This window comes from Nocardioides sp., from assembly GCF_035503875.1.
Classification (GTDB): Bacteria; Actinomycetota; Actinomycetes; order Propionibacteriales; family Nocardioidaceae; genus Nocardioides.
Window position 1 is genome coordinate 1 of the sequence record NZ_DATJTA010000005.1, and the last position, 22,429, is coordinate 22,429.

General features: G+C 72.5%; 17 protein-coding genes. 15 read left to right on the forward strand and 2 right to left on the reverse strand.

What is annotated here, in order from left to right; translation table 11 throughout:
• Positions 1-36 precede the first annotated feature (36 nt).
• Entirely contained in the window at positions 37-1,038 is a 1,002-nt protein-coding gene (locus VMF51_RS01130; protein WP_325472540.1) for an ABC transporter ATP-binding protein, read from the reverse strand.
• Between VMF51_RS01130 and VMF51_RS01135 the strand changes: the two genes are divergently transcribed.
• The 5 genes from VMF51_RS01135 to VMF51_RS01155 all read left to right on the forward strand — a co-directional run bounded on the left by VMF51_RS01135 (position 1,037) and on the right by VMF51_RS01155 (position 8,487).
• Entirely contained in the window at positions 1,037-1,750 is a 714-nt protein-coding gene (locus tag VMF51_RS01135; RefSeq protein WP_325472541.1) for an ABC transporter permease, read from the forward strand. The two genes, VMF51_RS01130 and VMF51_RS01135, sit on opposite strands and share 2 nt — an antisense overlap.
• Positions 1,747-2,505: an ABC transporter permease gene (locus VMF51_RS01140; protein WP_325472542.1), complete on the forward strand. Its 759-nt coding sequence runs from the start codon at positions 1,747-1,749 to the stop codon at positions 2,503-2,505. The genes VMF51_RS01135 and VMF51_RS01140 overlap by 4 nt, the downstream gene beginning before the upstream one ends.
• Before the next feature lie 63 nt (positions 2,506-2,568).
• Positions 2,569-3,510 (forward strand): glycine betaine ABC transporter substrate-binding protein, encoded by a 942-nt coding sequence (locus VMF51_RS01145; RefSeq protein WP_325472543.1) that lies wholly within the window; start codon positions 2,569-2,571, stop codon positions 3,508-3,510.
• 100 nt (positions 3,511-3,610) lie between these two features.
• Complete coding sequence (locus VMF51_RS01150) at positions 3,611-4,861, forward strand: glycosyltransferase family 2 protein (protein WP_325472544.1); 1,251 nt, start codon at positions 3,611-3,613, stop codon at positions 4,859-4,861.
• Positions 4,862-4,929: 68 nt separating this feature from the next.
• Positions 4,930-8,487, forward strand: coding sequence for a bifunctional glycosyltransferase/CDP-glycerol:glycerophosphate glycerophosphotransferase (locus VMF51_RS01155; RefSeq protein WP_325472545.1), 3,558 nt, complete (start codon positions 4,930-4,932; stop codon positions 8,485-8,487).
• A gap of 415 nt (positions 8,488-8,902) precedes the next feature.
• Here the strand turns inward: VMF51_RS01155 and VMF51_RS01160 are convergent, their stop codons facing one another.
• Positions 8,903-10,321, reverse strand: coding sequence for a bifunctional cytidylyltransferase/SDR family oxidoreductase (locus VMF51_RS01160; RefSeq protein ID WP_325472546.1), 1,419 nt, complete (start codon positions 10,319-10,321; stop codon positions 8,903-8,905).
• Between the two features lie 165 nt (positions 10,322-10,486).
• Between VMF51_RS01160 and VMF51_RS01165 the strand changes: the two genes are divergently transcribed.
• The 10 genes from VMF51_RS01165 (at position 10,487) to VMF51_RS01210 (ending at position 22,400) form a co-directional block, all read left to right on the forward strand.
• A complete protein-coding gene (locus tag VMF51_RS01165) occupies positions 10,487-11,674 on the forward strand; it encodes a sulfotransferase (protein ID WP_325472547.1) in 1,188 nt (395 codons plus the stop codon).
• Complete coding sequence (locus VMF51_RS01170) at positions 11,671-13,347, forward strand: glycosyltransferase family 61 protein (protein ID WP_325472548.1); 1,677 nt, start codon at positions 11,671-11,673, stop codon at positions 13,345-13,347. Before VMF51_RS01165 ends, VMF51_RS01170 begins: the two co-directional genes overlap by 4 nt.
• A 165-nt stretch (positions 13,348-13,512) precedes the next feature.
• Positions 13,513-14,460, forward strand: a complete 948-nt coding sequence (locus tag VMF51_RS01175; protein ID WP_325472549.1) for a Rossmann-like and DUF2520 domain-containing protein — start codon at positions 13,513-13,515, stop codon at positions 14,458-14,460.
• Positions 14,457-15,353: a pantoate--beta-alanine ligase gene (gene panC / locus VMF51_RS01180; RefSeq protein WP_325472550.1), complete on the forward strand. Its 897-nt coding sequence runs from the start codon at positions 14,457-14,459 to the stop codon at positions 15,351-15,353. Before VMF51_RS01175 ends, panC begins: the two co-directional genes overlap by 4 nt.
• Positions 15,353-15,772 (forward strand): aspartate 1-decarboxylase, encoded by a 420-nt coding sequence (gene panD, locus VMF51_RS01185; RefSeq protein WP_325472551.1) that lies wholly within the window; start codon positions 15,353-15,355, stop codon positions 15,770-15,772. The genes panC and panD overlap by 1 nt, the downstream gene beginning before the upstream one ends.
• Positions 15,773-15,781: 9 nt before the next feature.
• Complete coding sequence (locus VMF51_RS01190) at positions 15,782-17,455, forward strand: L-aspartate oxidase (protein ID WP_325472552.1); 1,674 nt, start codon at positions 15,782-15,784, stop codon at positions 17,453-17,455.
• Positions 17,452-18,357 (forward strand): carboxylating nicotinate-nucleotide diphosphorylase, encoded by a 906-nt coding sequence (gene nadC / locus VMF51_RS01195; protein ID WP_325472553.1) that lies wholly within the window; start codon positions 17,452-17,454, stop codon positions 18,355-18,357. The genes VMF51_RS01190 and nadC overlap by 4 nt, the downstream gene beginning before the upstream one ends.
• 5 nt (positions 18,358-18,362) lie before the next feature.
• Positions 18,363-19,136, forward strand: coding sequence for a type III pantothenate kinase (locus VMF51_RS01200; protein WP_325472554.1), 774 nt, complete (start codon positions 18,363-18,365; stop codon positions 19,134-19,136).
• A 135-nt stretch (positions 19,137-19,271) separates the two neighbouring features.
• Complete coding sequence (locus VMF51_RS01205; RefSeq protein WP_325472555.1) at positions 19,272-19,604, forward strand: Lsr2 family protein; 333 nt, start codon at positions 19,272-19,274, stop codon at positions 19,602-19,604.
• 222 nt (positions 19,605-19,826) lie between these two features.
• Positions 19,827-22,400, forward strand: coding sequence for an ATP-dependent Clp protease ATP-binding subunit (locus tag VMF51_RS01210; protein WP_325472556.1), 2,574 nt, complete (start codon positions 19,827-19,829; stop codon positions 22,398-22,400).
• The last annotated feature ends 29 nt before the right edge of the window (positions 22,401-22,429 follow it).

The following is a 22,429-nucleotide window of genomic DNA, read 5'->3' on the forward strand; positions in this document are numbered from 1 at the left end:
GACCCGGCGCGAACTCGCGCCGGGTCGGCACCACACTCACGCCGGGTCGGCGAGGGAGGCGCGCAGGGCGCGGTGGATCCCGTTCGGGGTGAGTACGCCGACGAAGCGCGCGCCGTCCTTGACGCCGACCAGGCCCCGGTCGTCGCGCAGGAGTACGGCGAGCGCCTCCTCGAGCGAGGCGTCGACGTCGACGACCGCGCCCAGGGCGCCGGTGCTCACGCCGTCGAGCGGCTCCAGGTGCGCGGGGTCGATCCGGGTGACGCTGAGCCGGCGCAGGCCCCGGGTGGAGCCCACGAAGTCCGCGACGAAGTCGTCGGCGGGCCGGCCGAGTACCTCGGCGGGGGTGCCGTGCTGGGCGAGCCGGCCGCCGGTGGCGAAGACCGCGACCCGGTCGCCCATCCGCACCGCCTCGTCGATGTCGTGGGTGACCAGCACGACGGTCTTGTCGAGCTCGCGCTGCAGGCGCAGGAACTCGTCCTGCAGACGCACCCGCACGACCGGGTCGACGGCGCCGAACGGCTCGTCCATCAGCAGCACCGGCGGGTTGGCGGCCAGTGCCCGGGCTACGCCGACGCGCTGGCGCTGACCGCCGGAGAGCTGGTGCGGGTAGCGGTCGGCGTACGTCGCCGGGTCCAGGCCGACCAGCTCCATCAGCTCGTGGGCCCGACGGCGGGCGGTCGCCTTGGACTCGCCGTACAGCAGCGGCACGGTCATCACGTTGGTGACGATCCTCTGGTGCGGGAACAGCCCGACCTGCTGGATGACGTAGCCGATCCCGCGCCGCAGCCTCACCGGGTCCTGGTGCGTCACGTCCTCGCCGTCGATCTCGATCGTCCCGGTCGTGGGCTCGATCAGCCGGTTGATCATCTTGAGCGTCGTCGACTTGCCGCATCCGGAGGGTCCGACGAAGCAGACCAGCTCGCCGCGTCCCACCTCCAGGTCGAGGTCGTGGACGGCGACCGTGCCGTCGGCGTACGTCTTTCCCACGCCCGAGAGGCGGATCATCGTGTCGGAGGCGCCCGTCGGGGTACGTTCCATGACCGTGACAGTACCGACGGCGGCCGGCTCCGCGGCGGAGCCGAGCTGCTACAGCAGGTTCGTCAACGAGTGGTTCTGCTGGCAGTACGTCGAGGACCGGCACGAGGAGATCACCGACGCGCTGGTCCAGCACATCGCGATCACCCTCGCCGCCCTGGTGCTGGGCGTCGTGCTCGCCTTCCCCCTGGCCCTGCTGGTACGCCGGGTGCCGAAGCTGCAGTCGGCGGTGCTGGGCCTGAGCACCGGGCTCTACACGATCCCCTCGCTCGCCCTCTTCCCGCTGCTCGTCCCGTTCACGGGCCTGTCGGCGACCACCGTCGTGATCGGGCTGGGTCTCTACGCGCTGACGATCCTGGTCCGCGCCCTGCTCGACGGGCTCGCGTCGGTCCCCGACGAGGTCCGCGAGGCGGCGACGGGCCTCGGCCACGGCCGCGCCCGGCTGCTGCTGCGCGTCGAGCTCCCGCTCGCCCTGCCCGTCGCGATGGCCGGGCTCCGGGTCGCCGCGGTCTCGACGGTCGCGCTCACGACGGTCGGCACGCTGGTCGCGTACGGCGGCCTCGGCAACCTGATCTCGCACGGGGTGCAGCGTGACTTCCGGGCCGAGCTCGTCACGGCGGCGGCGCTCTGCGTTGCCCTGGCGGTCGTGCTCGACGCCCTCCTGGTCCTGCTCCAGCGGGTCCTGACGCCGTGGACCCGGGCGGTGCCCTCGTGAACGTCTTCTCCGAGACCTGGAGCTACCTCACCGACGGTGCCAACTGGTCGGGGTCCGGCGGCATCGTGGCACGCCTGCTCGAGCAGCTGCTGATCACCGGCACCGCGCTGGCGCTGGCCGTGCTGATCGGCCTCCCACTGGCGCTCTGGCTGGGGCACCTCGGTCGCGGCGGCTTCCTGGCCATCAACATCTCCAACATCGGCCGGGCCGTCCCGACCTTCGCCCTGCTCGCGCTCCTGGTCGCCGCGGACTGGCCGGGCTCCGCCGACTTCGGTCCCTACGGCCGGGCGGGCCTCGCGACCCTGATCGCACTCGTCCTCTTCGCGCTCCCGCCGCTCATCACCAACGCCTACGTCGGGGTCCGCGAGGTCCCCGCGGAGATCCTGGAGGCGGCCGACGGGATGGGCATGTCGTCGTGGCAGCGGTTCCGCCGGGTCGAGCTGCCGCTCGCCCTGCCGGTCGTGGCCTCCGGCGTGCGGCTGGCGCTGGTCCAGCTCTGGGCCACCGCGACAATCGCCGCCCTGGTGGCCGGACCCGGACTGGGCCGGATCATCACCGAGGGCTTCGCCCGCAACGACTACGGGCAGGGTCTCGCGGGCGCGGTCGTGGTGGCGGTCGTCGCGCTGTTCCTGGAGCTGTTCGCCGCCCTGCTGCAGCGGGTCGCCGAGCCGGTCCGACGCGCCCCGTCACCCGAACGTGGCGCCCAACTGTCGGCGTCCGGGTCTACGGTTGCCGAAGCACCCACTCGGGGCTGAGCGGACCCGCTCACCTCGCACCGGACACGCGTGGCCGCGGCCACGGGACACAGAAGGTTCACCATGTTGCTACGACGCCCGCTCGCCACGGCCCTCAGCGCCGGCCTGCTCCTCCTCGTCACCGCGTGCGCGGGCGACGACCTCGACTCCGACTCCGCCGACGACCCCGCGACCTCGGGCGGAGGTGAGGGCACCTCGGTCGTGATCGGCAGCCAGAGCTTCGACGAGGCCGCCCTGGTCACCGCGATGTACCAGCAGGTGCTGGAGGCCGAGGGCTACGACGTCGAGACCCGCCTGGTCGACACCCGGCCGGCCTACCTCGGCGAGATGCCCGACGCCGTCCAGATCGCCCCGGAGTACGTCGCCGGCATCGTCGACCAGCTCAACACCGACGCCAACGGTCCCGACGCCGCGCCGATCTCGACGAGCGACGCCGCGGAGACGATCGAGGCGGGCTCCGCGCTGCTGGAGGAGAAGGGCCTGACCCTGCTCGACCCGTCCCCGGCGTTCTCGGCCAACGGCTACTTCGTGAGCACCGAGGCCTCGCCCGACGTCACCGCGCTCTCCGACCTGAAGGGCCAGCAGGTCACCCTGGCCGCCGCGCCGGACTGCAAGGGCCGCGCGGACTGCGAGAAGGGCCTGGTCGACACCTACGGCATCGACATCACCCTGGAGCCGCTCGGCTACGCGTCGCCGGAGACCTTCAAGGCCGTCCTCGACGGCGAGGCGCAGCTCGGCCAGACCAGCACCCTCGACGGCACGCTCGAGGAGCAGGGCCTGCTCCTGCTGGAGGACGACCTCGGCATCCAGCCCGCGCAGAACCTGGTGCCCGCGGTGTCGACGGCGTTCCTCGACGAGCACCCCGACGTGGCGGACCCGCTCAACGCCCTGATGGCCGCGCTCGACAACGAGACCCTCGCCGAGCTGCTCGTCCGGGTCCAGGTGGACCGCGAGAAGGCCGAGGACGTCGCTGCCGACTTCCTCGCCTCCGCCGACCTGCTCTGAGGGCGGCACCGAGCGCCGCGCGGTCGTCGGGGATGAGGCAGAATCCACGACCGCGCGGCCTGCCGGTCGGTGGCCAGGCGCGCGGTCGAAGGAGGACGTGATGGCGGACGGCGACGTGCTCACGCCCCGGCTCGGGGTGCTGGCGCATCCGGGGCCGATGTCGCCGCGCGAACGACGGCGGCGGGAGAAGCGCCGGGTCGAGGGCCGGGTCAGCGTGGTCATGCCCGCCTACAACGTCGCCCCGTACATCGCCGAGGCGGTGGGATCCGTGCTCGGGCAGAGCCACCGCGACGTGGAGCTGGTCGTCGTGGACGACGGCTCGACCGACGGCACCCGCGCGATCCTCGACGGGCTCGCGGGCTCGGACGACCGCCTCCGGGTGCTGGACCAGGCCAACAGCGGCCCGAACGCCGCGCGCAACCTCGCCATCGCCCAGGCCACCGGCGAGTTCCTGACCTTCCTCGACGGCGACGACGTGCTCCTGCCCGGCGCCTACGAGCGAATGGTGCGCTCGCTGCGCACGACGGGATCCGACTTCGCGCAGGCGTCGTACATCCGCATCCGGGACGGGGAGCAGGAGCCGCCCGCGCCCTGGATCCGCCGAGCCCACGCCAAGGAGATGCTCGGCGCGGCCGTGACGGAGCGGCCGACGATGATGGTCAACGCGGTGCAGTGGAGCAAGCTCTACCGCCGCTCGTTCTGGGACGACTCCGTCCGCGAGTTCGCGCTGCCCGGCTACTACCAGGACCAGCTGGTCAGCGCGCGGGCCTTCGCCCACGCCCGGTCCGTCGACTCCCTCACCGAGCCGACGGTCGCCTGGCGGGCGCGCGACGACCGCTCGTCGATGACCCAGCAGGTGCTGTCCCTGGCCAACATGAGGGACCGCTTCCGCACCGCCCGCGAGTCGCTGGAGATCCTCCAGGTCGTCAGCGGTCGCAAGCTCCACGACGCCCGGCTCACGCACTACCTCAACAACGACTTCGGCTCCACGATCCGCCGGGTCGAGGAGGCCGACGAGGTCTACTGGCAGGCCCTGGTCGAGGAGGTGCGCGGGCTGCTCTCGGAGATGCCCGACCACACCTTCTGGGACCGGGTCGACGCCCAGCACAAGGTCGTCTACCACCTGATCGGCGAGGAGCGCCGCGCCGACGTCGAGGCCTTCAACCGCGCCGGCGGCCGGGTGGTGCGCGACTTCCCGGTCGAGCAGGGCGACGACGGGGAGTTCTACGTGCACCTGCCGCTGTGGGAGGACCCGTCGATCCCGCGGTGGGCCTTCCGGCTCGGCGGGCGTTACGCCCGCGGGCTGCGCGCGGGCGCCACCTGGCGCGGGGGACGGGTCGCCACGGCCTGACCGCCTCCGACGGCAGGGCGGCCGGTAGCATCGCCACGCCCCTGCAGGTGTCGAGAGGAGAGTCGTCGGTGCGTCCACGGCAACGGCTGACCCAGGCCCTGGTCCGGGTCGGCAAGGCCACCCCGCGAGGGATCCGCGGTCCGATCGGTCGGGCCAGTCGCCGCTTCCGGAGCGGTTGGGGGGACCCGCTGGTGACCGTCGTGCTGGCCGTCAGCGACGAGGAGTCCACCCGGATCGGACCCTGCCTGGACGAGCTGCGCGGGCAGCTCTACCGCAGCCTGGAGATCCGGGTGCAGCCGTGGGGCAGGTGCGCCGAGGTGCGCCGGATCGCCGGCGAGCACGCCGACGCCGACTGGCGGATCGTCCTTGCCAAGGACGACGCGCCCGACGCCGCCATGGCGCGCAACCGCGGCGCGGCCGACGCGAAGGGCGTCTACCTGATCTTCGTCGGCGGCGGGGACAACCTGCCGCGGCAGGCCTTCGAGCGGCTCACCGAGGTGCTGCAGCAGTCCGGCTCGGACTTCGCGGTCGGACGGATGGCGCTCCCGCCCGGTCCTCCCGGCCGGCACGTCGACTCGCCCTTCCGCGCCGCCCACGAGACTGACCTGATCGGCACCGACCTGGCCACCGCACCGGTCGCGGTGACCGACCTCGGACTCGGCAACCGGATGTTCCGGAGCCGGTTCTGGACGACGTCGGGCCTGCAGTTCAGCCCGGAGCGCCCCCGCGGCGTCGACGTCGCCCTCGACTCCTACGCCCGCGCGACCTCCTTCGACCTGCTCGCCGAGGAGACCTACGTGCCGACCGGCCGGCGCGACGGGGTCAGCGTCGGCGCGATGACCGACGTGCTCGCCGGTCTCGACGAGTGGCTGCTGGACCACGAGCGCACCTGGGCGCAGCTGGAGCGGCTCGACCGCGCCGACGTCAGCGACTGGTGGCTGTGGGGCGTGCTCGACACCGCCATCCAGCCCTTCGTCTCCGACGTCGAGCGCGCCACCGAGGAGCAGTGGACCCGGCTGCGCGACCACGTGCAGCTGCTGCTGCGCTCGGCCGGCGACCAGGCGTGGCGCTCGCTGAGCTCGGAGTCGCGGGTCCGGCTCTGGCTGCTGCAGGCCGGCCGCCGCGCCGAGCTGGAGGAGCTGGTCACCAGCCGCCTTTTCGAGCGCGACAACCGGCCGACCCACGTCGTCGACGGCGTGGTCGTCGCCGACCTGCCGTTCCGGGGTGACCCCGAGGTCGGCGTACCGGACGACTGCTACGTGATGACCGAGCAGGAGACCCCGCTGGTCGTCGTCCTGCGCAACGTCCGATGGGTCGCCCCCGAGCGCCTCGAGCTCGACCTGGTCGCGTACGTCGACCACGTGAGCGTCGACGAGCTCCCGGACCTGCGGGTGCAGCTGGTCCGGACCGGCGGCGACGAGCGGGTCCCGCTGGAGATCGAGCAGCGCGTCGACCCGACGGTCAACCACCTGGAGGGCCGCAGCTACCAGGACTGGTCGCACGGCACGTTCCGGGCGTACGTCGACACCGCCGCCCTCGCCGGGGCGACCTCGGCCGATGCCCGGTGGACCCTCGACGTCCGGATGCGGACCCAGGGTCTGGAGCGCCGCGGCGGCGTGACCCGCTTCGACGAGCGCGGGATGGCCGGCGCCCTGTGGCACGGCCACGTCGGCGCCCGCCTGCACGGCGACCGACGCGTCGACCCCGTGCGCAAGGGCGCCCGCTTCCGGATCGAGGTACGCCGCGACGAGGGCCCGCGCCTGGTCGAGGCCCGGATCACCGGCCGCCGCCTCGTCGGCGCCGTCCGTCCCGGCTCGGTCGCGCTGCGCTCCCTCCAGGTCTCGATGGGCACCCTCGAGAAGCGGGTGCTGTTGCGACAGGACGGCGACCTGCTGCGCTTCGACCTCGAGGTCCCGCAGCCGTGGGTCGGCCGCGAGTTCGCCCGCTGGACGCTGGTCGCTCTCCCTGAGAGCGGCGGCCCGCTCCCCGTGGGCTGGCCGGCCGACGACCGCACCTGGCTCGGCGAGGGCCAGGGCGGCGTCGTCCTGAGCCGCTCCGGCACCGGCGACGTCGACGTGCTCGAAGCCGACGGGGTGCTCGTCCTCGACCGTGTGGAGCTGGCCGCGGAGACCATCGAGCTCACCGGCACCTGGCTCGGCACGCCCGCGGCCGGAGGTCGCGTGGAGCTGCTCGGGCCGGCCCGCCTCGGCGCGGAGCTGCGCACGGGCTCCGACGGCGTCGTCCGCGCCTCGCTGCCCACCGGGTGGGACCCGTGGGGTCTCGGCGCCGCCCCGGTGCCCCCGGGGTCGTACGTCTTCGAGCTCGACGGGGTCGCCGGCCCGGCAGCCCGGGTGACGCTGGGCGCTCCCGTTCTCGACCGGATCCTCGACTTCACCGTCGACCACGGTTACCGCTTCCGCGCGGCGCGGACCGCCCGCGGGCCCGGGGTGCAGCTGCTCCCGCCGCTCGCGGACGACGAGCGCGGCCCCTTCGGCCAGCACACCCTGCAGGCCTGGGCGCGCACCCACACCGAGCCGATCGAGGCGAACGCCGTGTACCTGCAGTCGTACGACGGGGCGACCGCGACCGACAGCCAGCTGGCCATCCACCACGAGCTGCGTCGTACCCATCCCGAGCTGACGCTCTACTGGGGCGTCACCGACAGCTCCTCGCAACTGCCCGAGGGCGCGGTGCCGGTGCTGATGCGCTCGCGCGAGTGGTACCGCGTGCTCACGACCGCCCGCTACCTGTGCCTGAACATCGACGTCGACCGGTGGTTCGCCAAGCGGCCGGGACAGTCGCTGCTGCAGACCTTCCACGGCTACCCCGCGAAGTCCATGGGCATCCGGATGTGGGAGGCCAAGGGCTACACCCCGCGCCGGATCCGCCTCGAGCTGGACCGCACCTCGCGCGACTGGGACCTGATCCTCACCCCGGCGCCGGAGATGGACGTCTACTACCGCGAGGAGTACCGGTACGACGGCCCGATCCACAGCGCCGGCTACCCCCGCGACGACGCCCTGGTCGACGCGTCGGCCGAGCAGGTCCGGGCCGAGACCCGGCGCCGGCTCGGCATCTCGCCGGAGCAGAAGGTCGTGCTCTACGCGCCCACCTGGCGCGACGACCTGGCCACGAACTGGCGCTCGGCCGAGATGATCCACCACCTCGACCTCGAGTCGGCCAGCCGCCGCCTCGGCCCGGACTACGTCTTCCTGATGCGCGGGCACCGCTTCCACATGCGCCCGGACGCCGAGGCCGAGACCCAGGCGCGGCTGCTCGACGTGAGCGGCTACCCGGAGATCAACGACCTGATCCTCGCCTCGGACGCCGCGGTGCTCGACTACTCCTCGCTCCGCTTCGACGTGGCGCTGGCCCGGAGGCCGATGATCTTCCTGGTGCCCGACCTCGCGGCGTACACCGGCGGCGTCCGCGGCTTCCTCTACCCGTTCGAGGACTCCGCCCCCGGCCCCCTCGTCGACACCGCCGACGAGGTCATCGACTGGCTCCGCCGCCTGCCCCGCCTCACCGAGGAGTACGCCGGCGCCATCGAGGACTTCCACCGCACCTACAACTACCTGCAGGACGGCCACAGCGCCGAGCGCGTGGTCAAGGCGTTCTGGGGCTGACGCTGGGCCCAGCGCTGGTTGAGGTGCGAGCGGAGCGAGCCTCGAAACCTCGCAAGCCGAGAAGCAGCAGCAACCGACGCCGACCCTCGGCTCACCGGGTTTCGAGGCTCAGGACTTCGTCCTTCGCACCTCAACCAGCGTTGGCTGACGCTGGTTGAGGTGCGAGCGGAGCGAGCCTCGAAACCTCGTACGACGAGAAGCAGCAGCAACCGACGCCGGCCTTCGGCTCGCTGGGTTTCGAGGCTCAGGACTTCGTCCTTCGCACCTCAACCAGCGCCGCTGGTTGAGGTGCGAGCGGAGCGAGCCTCGAAACCGAGCGGGCCGACGTACGACGGCAACCACCGTCAGCCGTCACCTGCGGGGGTCTCGACGGGCGCTCAGGACTCCGTCCTTCGCTGCTCGACCAGCGGGTGGCTCAGGCCTCGTCGTCGTACGCCGTCTCCTGCATCGCCAGCGCGATGGGGTCGGCGCGGCGGAGGTCGATGAGGTGGCCGGTGCCGCCGGCGATCAGGGTGTCGAGCGAGGCGCGGGCGACGGCGACGGATTCCAGCAGCGAGTCGGCGGGCTCCTCGCCGAACGCCTTGGTGCGCATGGGGGTGCCGGTCCGCTCGGGGTTGATGCAGTTGACCCGGACGTGGTCGGCGGCCCACTCGTCGGCGAGCGCCTGCGTCAGGTTGACCGTGGCGGCCTTGGCCGAGGAGTAGAGGCTGTAGCCGCTGCGCCCGCGGGTGTAGGAGCTGGACGTGAACAGCAGCAGGCTGCCGCGGGTCTCCTTCAGGTGCGGGTGGAAGACCTGGGCGATGAGGATGGGCGCGATGTAGTTGATCTCCGTCGCGGCCCAGATGGTCTCGTCGGTGCAGTCCAGCAGCGCACCGCGCGGCAGCACCCCGGCGGTGTTCACGACGTAGTCGACCCGGCCGTGGGCGGCCACGACCTCGGCGGCGGCCTTCGCGATGTCCTCGCGGCGCTGGACGTGGGTGCCGGTCGTGGAGCGGCTGAAGGTGACGACGGTGGCGCCGTACTCCTCGCCGAGCCGGGCGATGTCGGCGCCGATGCCGTAGCTTCCGCCGAAGACCACCATCACCTTGCCGGTGAGCACCTCGCGGTACGCCTCGGGCTCGCGCGTCGGCGGCAGGTCGCTCTGGGTGAGCTGGAAGAGCTTGTCGGCCAGGTAGAGGTCGATCGGCTCGGTGACCTTCATGTTCCGCTCGTCGCCCGGGACCACCCAGATGGGCACGTCGGGGCGGTAGCGCAGCACCACGGTGCAGTCGTCGGTGGCCTCGAACGCAGGGTCGAGCTCGGCCTGCGCGTACGCCGCCTTCAGGACCGAGGCGCGGAAGGCCTGCGGCGTCTGGCCACGGCGCAGCGCGGCCCGCGGCGGGATGTCGCGGATCGTGTTGTCGGGTCCGACCTCGATGATCGTGTCGGCCGAGGGGATGGCGACGTCGACGGCGCCGTACGTCTGCAGCGCCTCGAAGCAGTCGGTGATGATCCGCGGGCTCAGCAGCGGGCGGACCGCGTCGTGCAGCAGCACGTGGCAGTCCTCCTCGCCCAGCGCCTCGAGCGCGCGGCGGGTGGTGTCGTTGCGGGTCTCGGCGCCCTCGAGGATCTGGGTGACCTTCTCGTAGCCGCCGGTGCGCACCATCGCGTGCACGGCGTCGAGGTGGCCCGGCGTCATCAGCACCAGGATCTCGTCGACGTCCTCGTGGGCGTCCAGGATCGCGAGCGTGTGCTCCATGATGGGGCGTCCGGCGATCTTGACGAGCTGCTTGGGGACGTCGAGACCGACGCGGACGCCGACCCCGCCGGCCAGGAGAACGGCGACGTTCTTCACGAGCTGGGAATCCTTCGATGGTCCGGCAGGAGGGCGTCGAGCAGCCTACATCGCGTCGCGGGAGCGGCCGGTGGCCGGACGGCGGGGGTCGAGCATGGATGCCGATATATGGTCGGACCGCCCGGAGGCCACGGGTGGACGGCGAGCAAGGAGTTGACGAGTCGAATGCGCTCAGCGAGCACGGGTTCGGCCCTGCCGGACGGGGCGGGACTGATCCACATCGGCATGCCCAAGACCGGTACGACGGCCCTCCAGGCCGCGCTGCACGATGCCCGGCCGCAGCTCGCCGACCTCGGCGTCCGGCTGATGGGCAAGGGACGCCACGAGATGCGGACCGCGCTGGCCGCCGCCGGCACGCTGCCGCCGTACTGGCCCGACCGGCGCGAGGAGCGCTGGCAGCAGCTCGCGGAGAACTTCCGCACCTCGACGTCGCGCTGCACGCTCTGGTCGAGTGAGACCCTCTCCCAGGCGGCGCCGGATCGGATCAGGCTCCTCTCGGAGCGGCTCGGCCCGGACACGCACGTCGTGCTCACGCTGCGCCCCCTGGCCCCGCTCCTCGCCTCCCAGTGGCAGGAGGTGCTGCGCCGCCGCGGCACCGACCCGCTCGACCACTGGCTCCGGCGCCAGTTCGACGCCGTCTCGCCCGACGGCACCCTCCACGTGGAGCTGACCCGGGTGATGCCCGAGCTGCACCGCTTCAGCCTGCGCCGCGTCGTGGAGCAGTGGGGCAGCGTCTTCGGCGAGGACCGGCTGACCTTCGTGGTCGCCGACCCGCACGACCGCGACTCCAACCTGCGGGTGTTCGAGGCGCTGATGGGCGTCCCGGCGGGCACCCTGCAGCTGCAGGAGCACGTCAACGCGTCGACGCCGTACCCCGAGTCGGAGATGCTGCGCGCGTTCAACATCGCTTTCACCGAGAACGGCGGCGACCACGCGACCTGGATGTTCACCGCGGGCAAGGGCGGCAAGCTCGCGCTGCGCGAGCTCGAGGGTCTGCCCGTCCACCCGATCCGCACCCCGCGCTGGGCGGCGGAGCGGGCCAACGAGTACACCCGCGACTGGATCGCCGCGGTCGAGGGCTCGGACGCGACCGTGATCGGCGACCTCCAGAACCTGCTGGTCGACCCGGCGGACTACCCCGAGGACGTGACGCCTCCCGACATGGTCAGCGTGACCTCCGCGGGCCGGGTCGCCGACGTGCTGTTCCGCTCCGCCCTCGAGTACGCCAAGCCCGCGCCGGACCCCGACCTCGACGCGGCTCCGGCCGCCCGAGGCCTGGAGTCGTACGACGGCCGCGAGCTGGTCCGCGAGCTCGCCCGGAGGGCGCGCGGTCGGATCGGACGACGTGGGTGAGACGGCGGCTCGTCGCCGCGGTGGCCGGGGTCCCCGGCGCTCGCCGCGTCGCCCGGCAGCTCCGGCGCGCTAGCGCTCCCGCGCGGCGGATCGGCAGGGGTCGGCGGCTCACCGAGGTGGTCGCGAGACTGGCCCCCGAGAACGCGTCGGTCGCGCTGATCGGTGCTGCCGCGGAGACCGGCACGCTCGCCGAGCGGATCCGGTCCGGCGCGCCGGGCGCCGTGGTGACGACGTACCCCGGCGACGAGACCGAGCGGCACGTGGCGATGGTCGTCGCCGGCCCGTTCGACGTCCTCGTCGACCTCGGCGACCCGGCCGGCCGGCTGCGCCGGTTCGAGACCACCCTCTTCCACCTGCGTCGCGGCGGGACCTACCTGGTCCCGGACGGTGCGGCGGAGCTCGGCCCGCGCCGAGGCGACCTGGGCGCGCTGCTGGACCCCGTGGGGCCCGGTCCCGGGGTCGAGTCGGCACGGCAGAGCGAGTTCCGCGCCGTGGTCGCCCGGCACGTCACCCACCGCGTCGCCGGCCCGGACCTGCTGCTGACCCACGACGTCGTCCGGGTGCTCGCCAAGATGCGCGAGGACGAGTTCAATGACTACCTGCGCGCCGGGACGTCGCGGCACCGGCTGCTGAAGACGATCCCCGCCGGGCCGCCCCTCGCCGCACCGCCCGGCGAGGAGGGACCGGAGCCGCGCAAGCAGCCCATGCACCGGCCGATCGGCCGCGCCACCATCAGCCTGCGCGAGTACCGCGACGTCTCCGTCGGGAAGTGGCAGGTGATCACCGACGAGCGGGTGCTGCTGCCCGACACCTACCGCCACAACCAGTGGGCCGCGCTGACCCACACCAAGCTGCTCGAGTACGGCCCGCGCTTCGCCGTACCCAAGCCGTGGCGACCGGGGGAGCCGCCGCGGCTGGAGGGCACCTTCCTGCACCTCGACAACGAGTTCCGCGGGCACTTCGGGCACCTGCTGACCGAGAGCCTGTCGCGGGTCTGGGCCTGGCCCGAGGCGCTGGCGATCGACCCGGACGTGCGGGTCCTGCTCGGGGCCACCAAGCCGCGCCCCCGCCCGCTCGAGTACGAGCTGATGCTCTACGAGGCCGCCGGGATCCCGCGCGACCGCATCGTCGTCATCGACCGCCCGGTGCGCGTGGACCGGCTCATCGCCGGCACCCCGCTGTTCAGCCACCCCCAGTACGTCCACCCGCACATCGCGGAGACCTGGCGGGAGGTCGGCGACCGGCTGGCCGACCAGGCCGAGGACCGGGACTGGCCGCGCCGCTTCTTCGTCGGCCGGCGCAGCGACAAGCGCGCCTGCGTGAACGGGACGGAGGTCGAGGCGATCTTCGCGGAGTACGGCTTCGAGGTCCTCTACCCCGAGGACTACACGCTGGGCGAGCAGGTCCGGCTGTTCCGGTCCGCCGAGGTCGTCGCCGGGTACGCCGGCAGCGGGCTGTTCCAGATCGCGTTCGTGCCCGAACCGACGCACGTGATCATGGTCGGCAGCGCGGCGTACACCCCCCGCAACGAGTACCTGATGGCGGCCGTCCACGGGCACCGGGTCGACGCGGTCGTCTGCGAGCCGATCGGCCGCGGCATCCAGGCGTCGTACACCTTCGACGCGGAGCGCGAGGGTCCCTTCCTGCGCTCGCTGCTCGACCGGCTGCCGTGAGGCCGCACTCTGTCGGCTTCGTCACAGGGGCGGGTGTTCCCCGCGGGCGGCGCCCCACGTAGCCTCGACCACGAAGCATGCATCGGCACCCGTCCGGTACCCGCCCCGGCTCCGTCGCGAAGACGGAGTGGTCGGAGGGACTGGAACGAGAGATGTGGAGAACAGATGGCCCAGCAGCACCCGCGCGCCCACGTCGCCCCGGCCGCGGTCCCCAGCCCCCTGCGCATCGGCGTCGTCGGCGCCGGACGGGTCGGTGCCGTCCTGGCCGCCGCCCTCCGCCGGGCCGGGCACCCGATCGTGGCCGCGGCCGGCGAGTCCGACGCCTCGCGCCACCGGATCGCCGACCTGCTGCCCGGGGTCGCGCATGCCAAGCCGAGCGACGTGGCCCGCGCGAGCGACGTGCTCCTGCTGACCGTCCCCGACGACATGCTCGACAACGTCGTGAACGTGCTGGCCGCGAGCGGCGCGCTGCGCCCCGGCCAGTACGTCGTGCACACCTCCGGGCGCCACGGCCTGGCCGTGCTCGACGCCGCACGTGCGGTCGGCGCGCGGGTGGTCGCGCTGCACCCCGCCATGACCTTCACCGGCACCGCCGTCGACCTCGACCGCCTGGCGGGCTGCGTCTTCGGCCTCACCGCCGGCGCCGAGGAGCGCGCGTTGGCCGAGGCGCTGGTCGCCGACCTCGGCGGCCGGCCGATGTGGGTGCCCGAGGAGATGCGGACGCTCTACCACGCCGGTCTGGCCCACGGCGCCAACCACCTGGTCACGCTGGTCAGCGAGGCCATGGAGATGCTGGCCGCCGCCGGTGCCGACGACCCGGCCGGCACGCTCCGTCCGCTGCTGACGGCCGCGCTCGACAACGCGCTGGCCCAGGGCGACGCCGCGCTCACGGGGCCGATCGTCCGCGGCGACCTCGGCACCGTGCGCGCCCACCTCGCCGACCTCGCCGCGAACGCGCCCCACACGTTGCCGTCGTACGTCGCGATGGCGCGGGCGACCCTGGTCCGCGCGGTCACCGACGGCCGGCTGGTCCCGCTGCGCGCGCAGCGGATCCGCGAGGTGCTGGACGAGGCCCTGGTCGACGCCGAGGCCCACCGGACCCACGTCCGGTGAGCGGCGCTCCCGCTCTCGCGCACACGCGCGCGGAGCTCGCCGCGCTGTTGGCGCCCGCCCGGGCCGCGGGGGAGCGGGTCGGGTTCGTGCCGACCATGGGCGCCCTCCACGAGGGACACGCCAGCCTGATGCGCACCGCCCGCGAGCGGGTCGGGGACGGCCCCGTCGTCGCGTCGGTGTTCGTCAACCCGCTGCAGTTCGGCGAGGGCGAGGACCTCGACCGCTACCCGCGCACCCTCGACGCCGACCTCGAGATCTGCGCCCGCGAGGGCGTCGACGTGGTCTTCGCGCCCAGCGTCGAGGAGATGTACCCCGGCTGGCCCGAGCGGCGGCAGCCCCAGATCACCCTCGACCCCGGCCCGCTCGCGGGCATCCTGGAGGGCCGCAGCCGCCCGGGCCACTTCCGCGGGATGCTCGTGGTCGTCGCCAAGCTCCTCGGCCTGGTCCGCCCGGACGTGGCGGTCTTCGGGCAGAAGGACTACCAGCAGCTCGTGCTGGTGCGGCAGCTCGTCGCCGACCTGTGCCTCGGCGTGGAGATCGTGGGCGCCGAGACGGTCCGCGAGCCGGACGGCCTCGCCCTCTCCAGCCGCAACCGGTTCCTCGACGCCGACCAGCGGGCCGAGGCCGTGCAGCTGCACCGGGCGCTCCGCGAGGCCCAGGAGAACGCCGGGTACGGCGTCGACGTCGCGCTCGACGCGGCGCGCACCGAGCTGCGGCTCGGCAAGAGCGTGGACGTCGACTACCTGGTCGTCACCACGCCCGAGCTGACCGAGCTGCCCGCCGACGTACCGCCCGGCACGGAGGCGCGGATCCTGGTCGCCGCCCGCCTCGGCAGCACCCGCCTGATCGACAACATGCCGCTGGTCCTCGGGACCGCCGAAGGGAACCACTGATGCTGCGCACCATGATGAAGAGCAAGATCCACCGGGCCACGGTGACGCAGGCCGACCTGCACTACGTCGGCTCGGTGACGGTCGACGAGGACCTCCTCGACGCCGCCGACCTGCTGCCGGGGGAGCTCGTGCACATCGTCGACATCACCAACGGCGCCCGGCTGGAGACCTACACCATCGCGGGCGAGCGCGGTTCCGGCGTGATCGGCATCAACGGCGCGGCAGCACACCTGGTGCACCCGGGAGACCTGGTGATCCTGATCGCCTACGCCCAGATGGACACCGCGGAGGCGCGCGAGCTGCAGCCGCACGTGGTCTTCGTCGACGCGGGCAACCGGATCCTCGCGACCGGCGCCGACCCCGCCGAGGCGGTCGAGGGTTCCGGACTGCTCCGCGGCGACACGCTCGTCACGCGTTAACCTGCCGGAATGCCTCCCACAGCGGTACGCCGCGTCCCGGGCCGGCTCTCGGCCCCGGAGCCCGGCTGGACGACGCGCGCGGACGTCGTCGTGATCGGCTCGGGGATCGCGGGGCTGACCGCCGCCCTGCGTCTCCGGGAGGCCCTGCCTCCGGGCGGCGACCGGGTCCTCGTCGTCACCAAGGACGTGCTCGCCGCCGGTTCGACCCAGTGGGCGCAGGGCGGGATCGCCGCCGCGCTCGGCCCGGAGGACACCCCCGGCGAGCACGAGATCGACACCCTCGTCGCCGGTGCGGGCGCGTGCGACGCGGACGCCGTACGCGTCCTGGTCACCGAGGGTCCCGAGGCGGTGCACGAGCTGATCGCGCTGGGCGCGCAGTTCGACCACAGCGCCGACGGCGAGCTCTCGCTCACCCGGGAGGGCGGTCACCACCGCGACCGGATCGCGCACGCCGGCGGAGACGCGACGGGGGCGGAGATCCAGCGCGCCCTGATCGCGGCGGTCGAGGCGGCCCCCGAGATCGAGGTCATCCAGCACGCGTTGGCCGTGGACCTGCTGCTCGCCGCCGACGGCGGCGTCGCCGGCGTGACCCTGCACGTGATGGGCGAGGGTCAGCGCGACGGCGTGGGTGCCGTGCACTGCCGGGCGGTCGTGCTCGCCAGCGGCGGGCTCGGCCAGGTCTTCTCGCAGACCACCAACCCGGCGGTCTCCACCGGAGACGGCATGGCCATCGCGCTGCGCGCCGGGGCGACCCTGCGCGACCTGGAGTTCGTGCAGTTCCACCCCACGGTCATGTACCTCGGCCCCGACTCGGTCGGCCAGCAGCCGCTGATCTCGGAGGCGGTCCGTGGCGAGGGCGCGTTCCTCGTGGACTTCGAGGGGGACCGGATCATGGCGGGCGTGCACGAGCTCGCCGACCTCGCGCCCCGGGACGTGGTCGCGAAGACGATCATGCGGCGGATGAACGAGACCGGCCGGCCGCACATGTGGCTCGACGCCCGGCACCTCGGACAGGCGTTCTGGGAGCGGCGGTTCCCCACCATCCTGGCCACCGCCCGCTCGCACGGGATCGACCCCGTGACCGAGCTGATCCCGGTCGCACCGGCATGCCACTACGCCTCCGGCGGCGTGGCGACCGACCTGTGGGGGCGCACCGACGTGCCCGGCCTGTACGCCACCGGCGAGGCCGCCTGCTCCGGGGTGCACGGTGCCAACCGGCTTGCCTCGAACTCCCTGCTCGAGGGACTGGTCTTCTCCCGCCGGATCGCGTCCGTCCTCCCGAGCGAGCTGCGCCCGTGGAGCGAGGCCGACCTCGACCGCCGTACCCCTGGGCTGGTGTCGGGCTCCGTCCGGCCCGAGCTCCAGGAGGTGATGTCGCTGCGGGCGGGCGTGCTGCGCAGTGCCACCGGGCTCGCCGACGGTGCCGGACATCTCGACAAGCTGACCGGGGTGGGCGCCGAGACGCCCGACGTCGCCGCCTGGGAGACCACGAACCTGCTCACCCTCGCCGGGGCGATGCTCGAGGCGGCCGCGCTGCGCGAGGAGACCCGCGGGTCGCACTGGCGCGAGGACTTCCCCGAGCGCGACGACGCCCGCTGGGCCGGGCACTTCGACGTCCGCATGCGCGACGGCGAGACCACCATCGCCTTCGCCCCCTCACCGCCCACGGACGGAGCCGCATGATCGCCCGCACGTCGTACGCCGACCTCTCCCGCACGCTCGTCGAGGAGCTGTCCGAGGCCGGCCTCGACCCCCGCAGCGTCTACGAGATGGTCGTGGCGGCCTTCGAGGAGGACCTCCCCGACGGCGCCGTCGACGCGACCAGCGCGGCGCTGCCGCCGCTGGGCCACGGCACCGGCGACTTCGCGGCCCGTGAGGACGGGGTGGTGGCGGGGCTCGGCATCGCCGCGCTCGTCTTCGCCTACGCGCTGGGCGAGCGGGCGGAGGTGACCGACCGGCTGCCCGACGGCACCCACGTGCGCGCCGGCGACGTGGTGATGCGGGTGAGCGGACCGTTCTCCGAGCTGCTCACCGCCGAGCGGACCGCGCTCAACTTCGCCTCGCACCTGTCCGGGGTCGCGACGGCCACCTCGCACTGGGTCACCGCGCTGGCCGGCACGAGCGCGAAGGTGCTGGACACCCGCAAGACGCTGCCGACGTACCGCGCCCTGCAGAAGTACGCCGTGCGCTGCGGCGGCGGCGTCAACCACCGCTTCAGCCTGGCCGACCGGGCGATGGTCAAGGACAACCACGTGGTCGCCGCCGGCGGCGTGGTGCCGGCGTACGTCGCGGTCCGCGACGCCAACCCCGGCCTGCGGGTGGAGGTCGAGGTGACCGACCTCGACCAGCTCCGTGCGCTGCTGGAGGCGGGCTGCACCGAGATCCTGCTCGACAACATGGACACCGCGACGATGGCCGAGGCGGTCCGGATCACCGCGGGCCGGGCCACCCTCGAGGCATCGGGCGGTCTGACCCTCGACCGCGCCCGCGAGGTCGCCGAGACCGGAGTGGACTTCATCTCCTCGGGGGCGCTCACGCACTCGGTCAAGGTCTTCGACCTCGGCCTGGACCTGCACGAGGACTGATCGCGATGCCGCTCCTCGCCGCCGACATCGGCAACAGCCACACGGTTCTCGGGTTGCTCGAGAACGGCGAGGTGCTGGCCCACTGGCGGGTGGCGACCGACGAGCGGCGTACCTCCGACGAGTGGGCGGCGCTGCTGCGCGGCCTGCTGGCCGAGCATTTCGCGGAGATCGACGGCATCGCCGTCTGCTCGACGGTGCCGGCGGTGCTGCACGAATGGCGCGACATGCTCGTACGCCATTTCCCCGAGCGGCGCAGCGTCGTCGTGGAGCCCGGCGTCCGCACCGGCGTCCCGGTGCTGATGGACAATCCCCGAGAAGTGGGATCCGACCGCATCATCAACGCGCTGGCCGCCGCGACCGAATTCGGCGGTCCGGCGATCGTCGTCGATTTCGGCGGCACGGCCACGACCTTCGACGTCGTCAGCGAGCAGGGACAGTACGTCGGCGGCGCGATCGCGCCCGGAATCGAGATCTCCCTGGAGGCGCTGGGCCGGCGCGGTGCGCAGCTGCGCAAGGTCGAGCTCCAGCGACCCCGCTCGGTGATCGCGAAGAACACCGTCGAGGCATTGCAGTCGGGAATGGTCTTCGGCGTCGCGAGTCAGGTCGAGGGAATCGTCGCCCGGATGACCGAGGAACTCGGGGTGGCGGCCGAGACCGTGCACGTCGTGGCCACGGGCTATCTCGCGCCGCTGGTGGTCGACGAATGCCGTTGTTTCACCGACCACGCACCGTGGCTGACGCTGCGTGGCCTCGAGCTGGTATTCCTCCGCAATTCGTGACGGAAACCGGCCATCGTCAAGATTTGTTTGACGGGCGCGCCATTCTTGGTTTGATGACCGGCTTCTTTTCGTGCAAGAATTCCGGCGATATCCGAATGTCGGGTGTCGTTCGGTGATGACGGCGAAAGAGGAATCATGGCCCAGAAGATTCACATCGTCCTGGAGGACGACCTCGACGGCAGCGAGGCTTCGGAGACGGTGACCTTCGGTCTCGACGGCACGTCGTACGAGATCGACCTGAACGAGAAGAACGCCGCCGCGCTGCGAGACGCCCTCGCCACCTACGTCGGCCACGGCCGCAAGGTCGGCAGCGCCCCGCGTCGCGGCCGCAAGGCCGCCGCCGCGGCCGCGAGCACCGGGCCGAGCGCGAAGGAGATCCGCGACTGGGCGCGCGCCAACGGCCACGACGTCCCGGACCGGGGTCGCGTCTCCGCCGAGGTCCGCGAGGCCTTCGACGCCGCACACTGATCGAGCCCCACGCGGCGAGCCGGCGTGAGTTCACCGCCGACCCGGCGCGAACTCGCGCCGGCTCGGCACTTGAGGGGGATCGGAACGGCTGTTCGCTCTCAGCGGATGCCGGTTTCCGCCTGGGAGGGAACGCGTAGGCTGTGAGCGGGGTTAGTTCTCTCGTCACCTTCCTCGCTACCCAGGCGGGACGGGTCCCCCTTTGAAGCTTCAGGAGCGATGCGCATGTTCGAGCGGTTCACAGACCGAGCCCGACGAGTTGTCGTGCTGGCCCAGGAAGAGGCCCGCATGCTCTCCCACAACTACATCGGCACCGAGCACATCCTGCTCGGCCTCATCCACGAGGGCGAGGGTGTCGCCGCGAAGGCGCTCGAGAGCCTCGACATCTCGCTGGAGGCCGTGCGTGCGCAGGTCGAGGAGATCATCGGTCAGGGCCAGCAGGCCCCGAGCGGTCACATCCCGTTCACGCCGCGCGCCAAGAAGGTGCTCGAGCTGTCCCTGCGCGAGGCGCTGCAGCTCGGCCACTCCTACATCGGCACCGAGCACATCCTGCTCGGCCTGATCCGGGAGGGTGAGGGCGTCGCGGCCCAGGTGCTGCAGAAGCTCGGCGCCGACCTCAACCGGGTCCGCCAGCAGGTCATCCAGCTGCTCTCGGGCTTCCAGGGCAAGGAGTCCTCGCAGTCCGCCGCGGCCGCCACCGGTGGCAGCGGCGACGCGCCCTCGTCCTCGCTGGTGCTCGACCAGTTCGGCCGCAACCTGACCCAGGACGCCCGCGAGGGCAAGCTCGACCCGGTCATCGGTCGCGAGCAGGAGATCGAGCGGGTCATGCAGATCCTCTCGCGCCGTACGAAGAACAACCCGGTCCTCATCGGCGAGCCCGGCGTCGGCAAGACGACGATCGTCGAGGGCCTGGCCCAGGACATCGTCAAGGGCAACGTGCCCGAGACGCTGAAGGACAAGCAGATCTACACCCTCGACCTGGGTGCCCTGGTGGCCGGCTCGCGCTACCGCGGTGACTTCGAGGAGCGGCTGAAGAAGGTCCTCAAGGAGATCCGCACCCGCGGCGACATCGTGCTGTTCATCGACGAGATCCACACCCTCGTCGGCGCCGGCGCGGCCGAGGGCGCGATCGACGCCGCCAGCATCCTCAAGCCGATGCTGGCCCGCGGCGAGCTGCAGACCATCGGCGCGACCACCCTCGACGAGTACCGCAAGTACCTCGAGAAGGACGCCGCCCTGGAGCGTCGCTTCCAGCCGATCCAGGTCGCCGAGCCGTCGATCGCGCACACGATCGAGATGCTCAAGGGCCTGCGCGACCGCTACGAGGCGCACCACCGGGTGACGATCACCGACGAGGCGCTGGTCAGCGCCGCGACGCTGGCCGACCGCTACATCTCCGACCGGTTCCTGCCCGACAAGGCCATCGACCTGATCGACGAGGCCGGCTCGCGGCTGCGGATCCGCCGGATGACGGCCCCCGCCGACCTGCGCGAGTACGACGACAAGATCGGCGACGTCCGCCAGCGCAAGGAGGCGGCGATCGACGGGCAGGACTTCGAGGCCGCGGCCCGCCTTCGCGACGAGGAGAAGCAGCTCATCCTGAAGAAGTCCGAGCGCGAGAAGCAGTGGCGCGCGGGCGACATGGACGAGGTCGCGGAGGTCGACGAGGAGCTGATCGCCGAGGTCCTCGCCGTCGCGACCGGCATCCCGATCGTGAAGCTGTCCGAGGAGGAGTCGAGCCGGCTGCTCAAGATGGAGGACGAGCTGCACAAGCGGGTCATCGGGCAGGACGAGGCCGTCAAGGCGCTCAGCCGCGCGATCCGCCGTACCCGTGCCGGCCTGAAGGACCCCAAGCGTCCGGGCGGCTCGTTCATCTTCGCCGGCCCCTCGGGCGTCGGTAAGACCTGGCTGTCCAAGACGCTGGCGGAGTTCCTCTTCGGCGACGAGGACTCGCTGATCCAGCTCGACATGAGCGAGTTCGGCGAGAAGCACACGATCTCGCGGCTCTTCGGCTCGCCTCCCGGCTACGTCGGCTACGAAGAGGGCGGCCAGCTCACCGAGAAGGTGCGCCGCAAGCCGTTCTCCGTGGTGCTCTTCGACGAGGTCGAGAAGGCCCACCCGGACATCTTCAACAGCCTGCTGCAGATCCTCGAGGAAGGTCGCCTGACCGACTCGCAGGGCCGGGTCGTGGACTTCAAGAACACCGTCATCATCATGACGACCAACCTCGGCACCCGCGACATCAACAAGTCGGTCAACCTGGGCTTCCAGCAGTCCGGCGACGCCGCGGGCTCCTACGAGCGGATGAAGGCCAAGGTCGCCGACGAGCTCAAGCAGCACTTCCGCCCGGAGTTCCTCAACCGCGTCGACGAGATCGTCGTGTTCCCGCCCCTCTCGCGCGAGCAGATCGTGCAGATGGTCGACAACATGGTCGCGTCGGTGGAGCTGCGGATGCGCGACCGCGACATGCGGCTCGAGCTCACCCAGGCGGCCAAGGACCTGCTCGCCGAGCGCGGGTTCGACCCGGTCCTCGGTGCGCGGCCGCTGCGCCGCACGGTGCAGCGCGAGATCGAGGACGCGCTCGCCGAGAAGATGCTCTTCGGCGACGTCGGCCCCGGCATGATCGTGCTGGTGGACGTCGAGGGCGAGGGTGTGGACGCGAAGTTCACCTTCGACGGCCAGAAGGTCGGCGAGCTGCCGGACCTGCCGCCGTTCGAGGCCGCCGAGGTCGGCGGCACCGAGCTGGACGGTCCCGACGACACCGACAGCGGGACGGACGTCCCGAAGTCGCAGGACTGACCCGTACGTCGCCGAGTCGGGGGGGGGGG

Excerpts from the sequence above, each read along its gene's own strand:
- VMF51_RS01145 (WP_325472543.1), top strand. The coding sequence starts at position 2,569 with ATGTTGCTACGACGCCCGCTCGCCACGGCCCTCAGCGCCGGCCTGCTC.
- VMF51_RS01175 (WP_325472549.1), top strand. The coding sequence starts at position 13,513 with ATGGCCCAGCAGCACCCGCGCGCCCACGTCGCCCCGGCCGCGGTCCCC.
- VMF51_RS01190 (WP_325472552.1), top strand. The coding sequence starts at position 15,782 with ATGCCTCCCACAGCGGTACGCCGCGTCCCGGGCCGGCTCTCGGCCCCG.
- panD (WP_325472551.1), top strand. The coding sequence starts at position 15,353 with ATGCTGCGCACCATGATGAAGAGCAAGATCCACCGGGCCACGGTGACG.
- VMF51_RS01135 (WP_325472541.1), top strand. The coding sequence starts at position 1,037 with ATGACCGTGACAGTACCGACGGCGGCCGGCTCCGCGGCGGAGCCGAGC.
- VMF51_RS01210 (WP_325472556.1), top strand. The coding sequence starts at position 19,827 with ATGTTCGAGCGGTTCACAGACCGAGCCCGACGAGTTGTCGTGCTGGCC.
- VMF51_RS01205 (WP_325472555.1), top strand. The coding sequence starts at position 19,272 with ATGGCCCAGAAGATTCACATCGTCCTGGAGGACGACCTCGACGGCAGC.
- VMF51_RS01150 (WP_325472544.1), top strand. The coding sequence starts at position 3,611 with ATGGCGGACGGCGACGTGCTCACGCCCCGGCTCGGGGTGCTGGCGCAT.
- nadC (WP_325472553.1), top strand. The coding sequence starts at position 17,452 with ATGATCGCCCGCACGTCGTACGCCGACCTCTCCCGCACGCTCGTCGAG.
- VMF51_RS01165 (WP_325472547.1), top strand. The coding sequence starts at position 10,487 with ATGCGCTCAGCGAGCACGGGTTCGGCCCTGCCGGACGGGGCGGGACTG.
- VMF51_RS01200 (WP_325472554.1), top strand. The coding sequence starts at position 18,363 with ATGCCGCTCCTCGCCGCCGACATCGGCAACAGCCACACGGTTCTCGGG.
- VMF51_RS01130 (WP_325472540.1), bottom strand. The coding sequence starts at position 1,038 with ATGGAACGTACCCCGACGGGCGCCTCCGACACGATGATCCGCCTCTCG.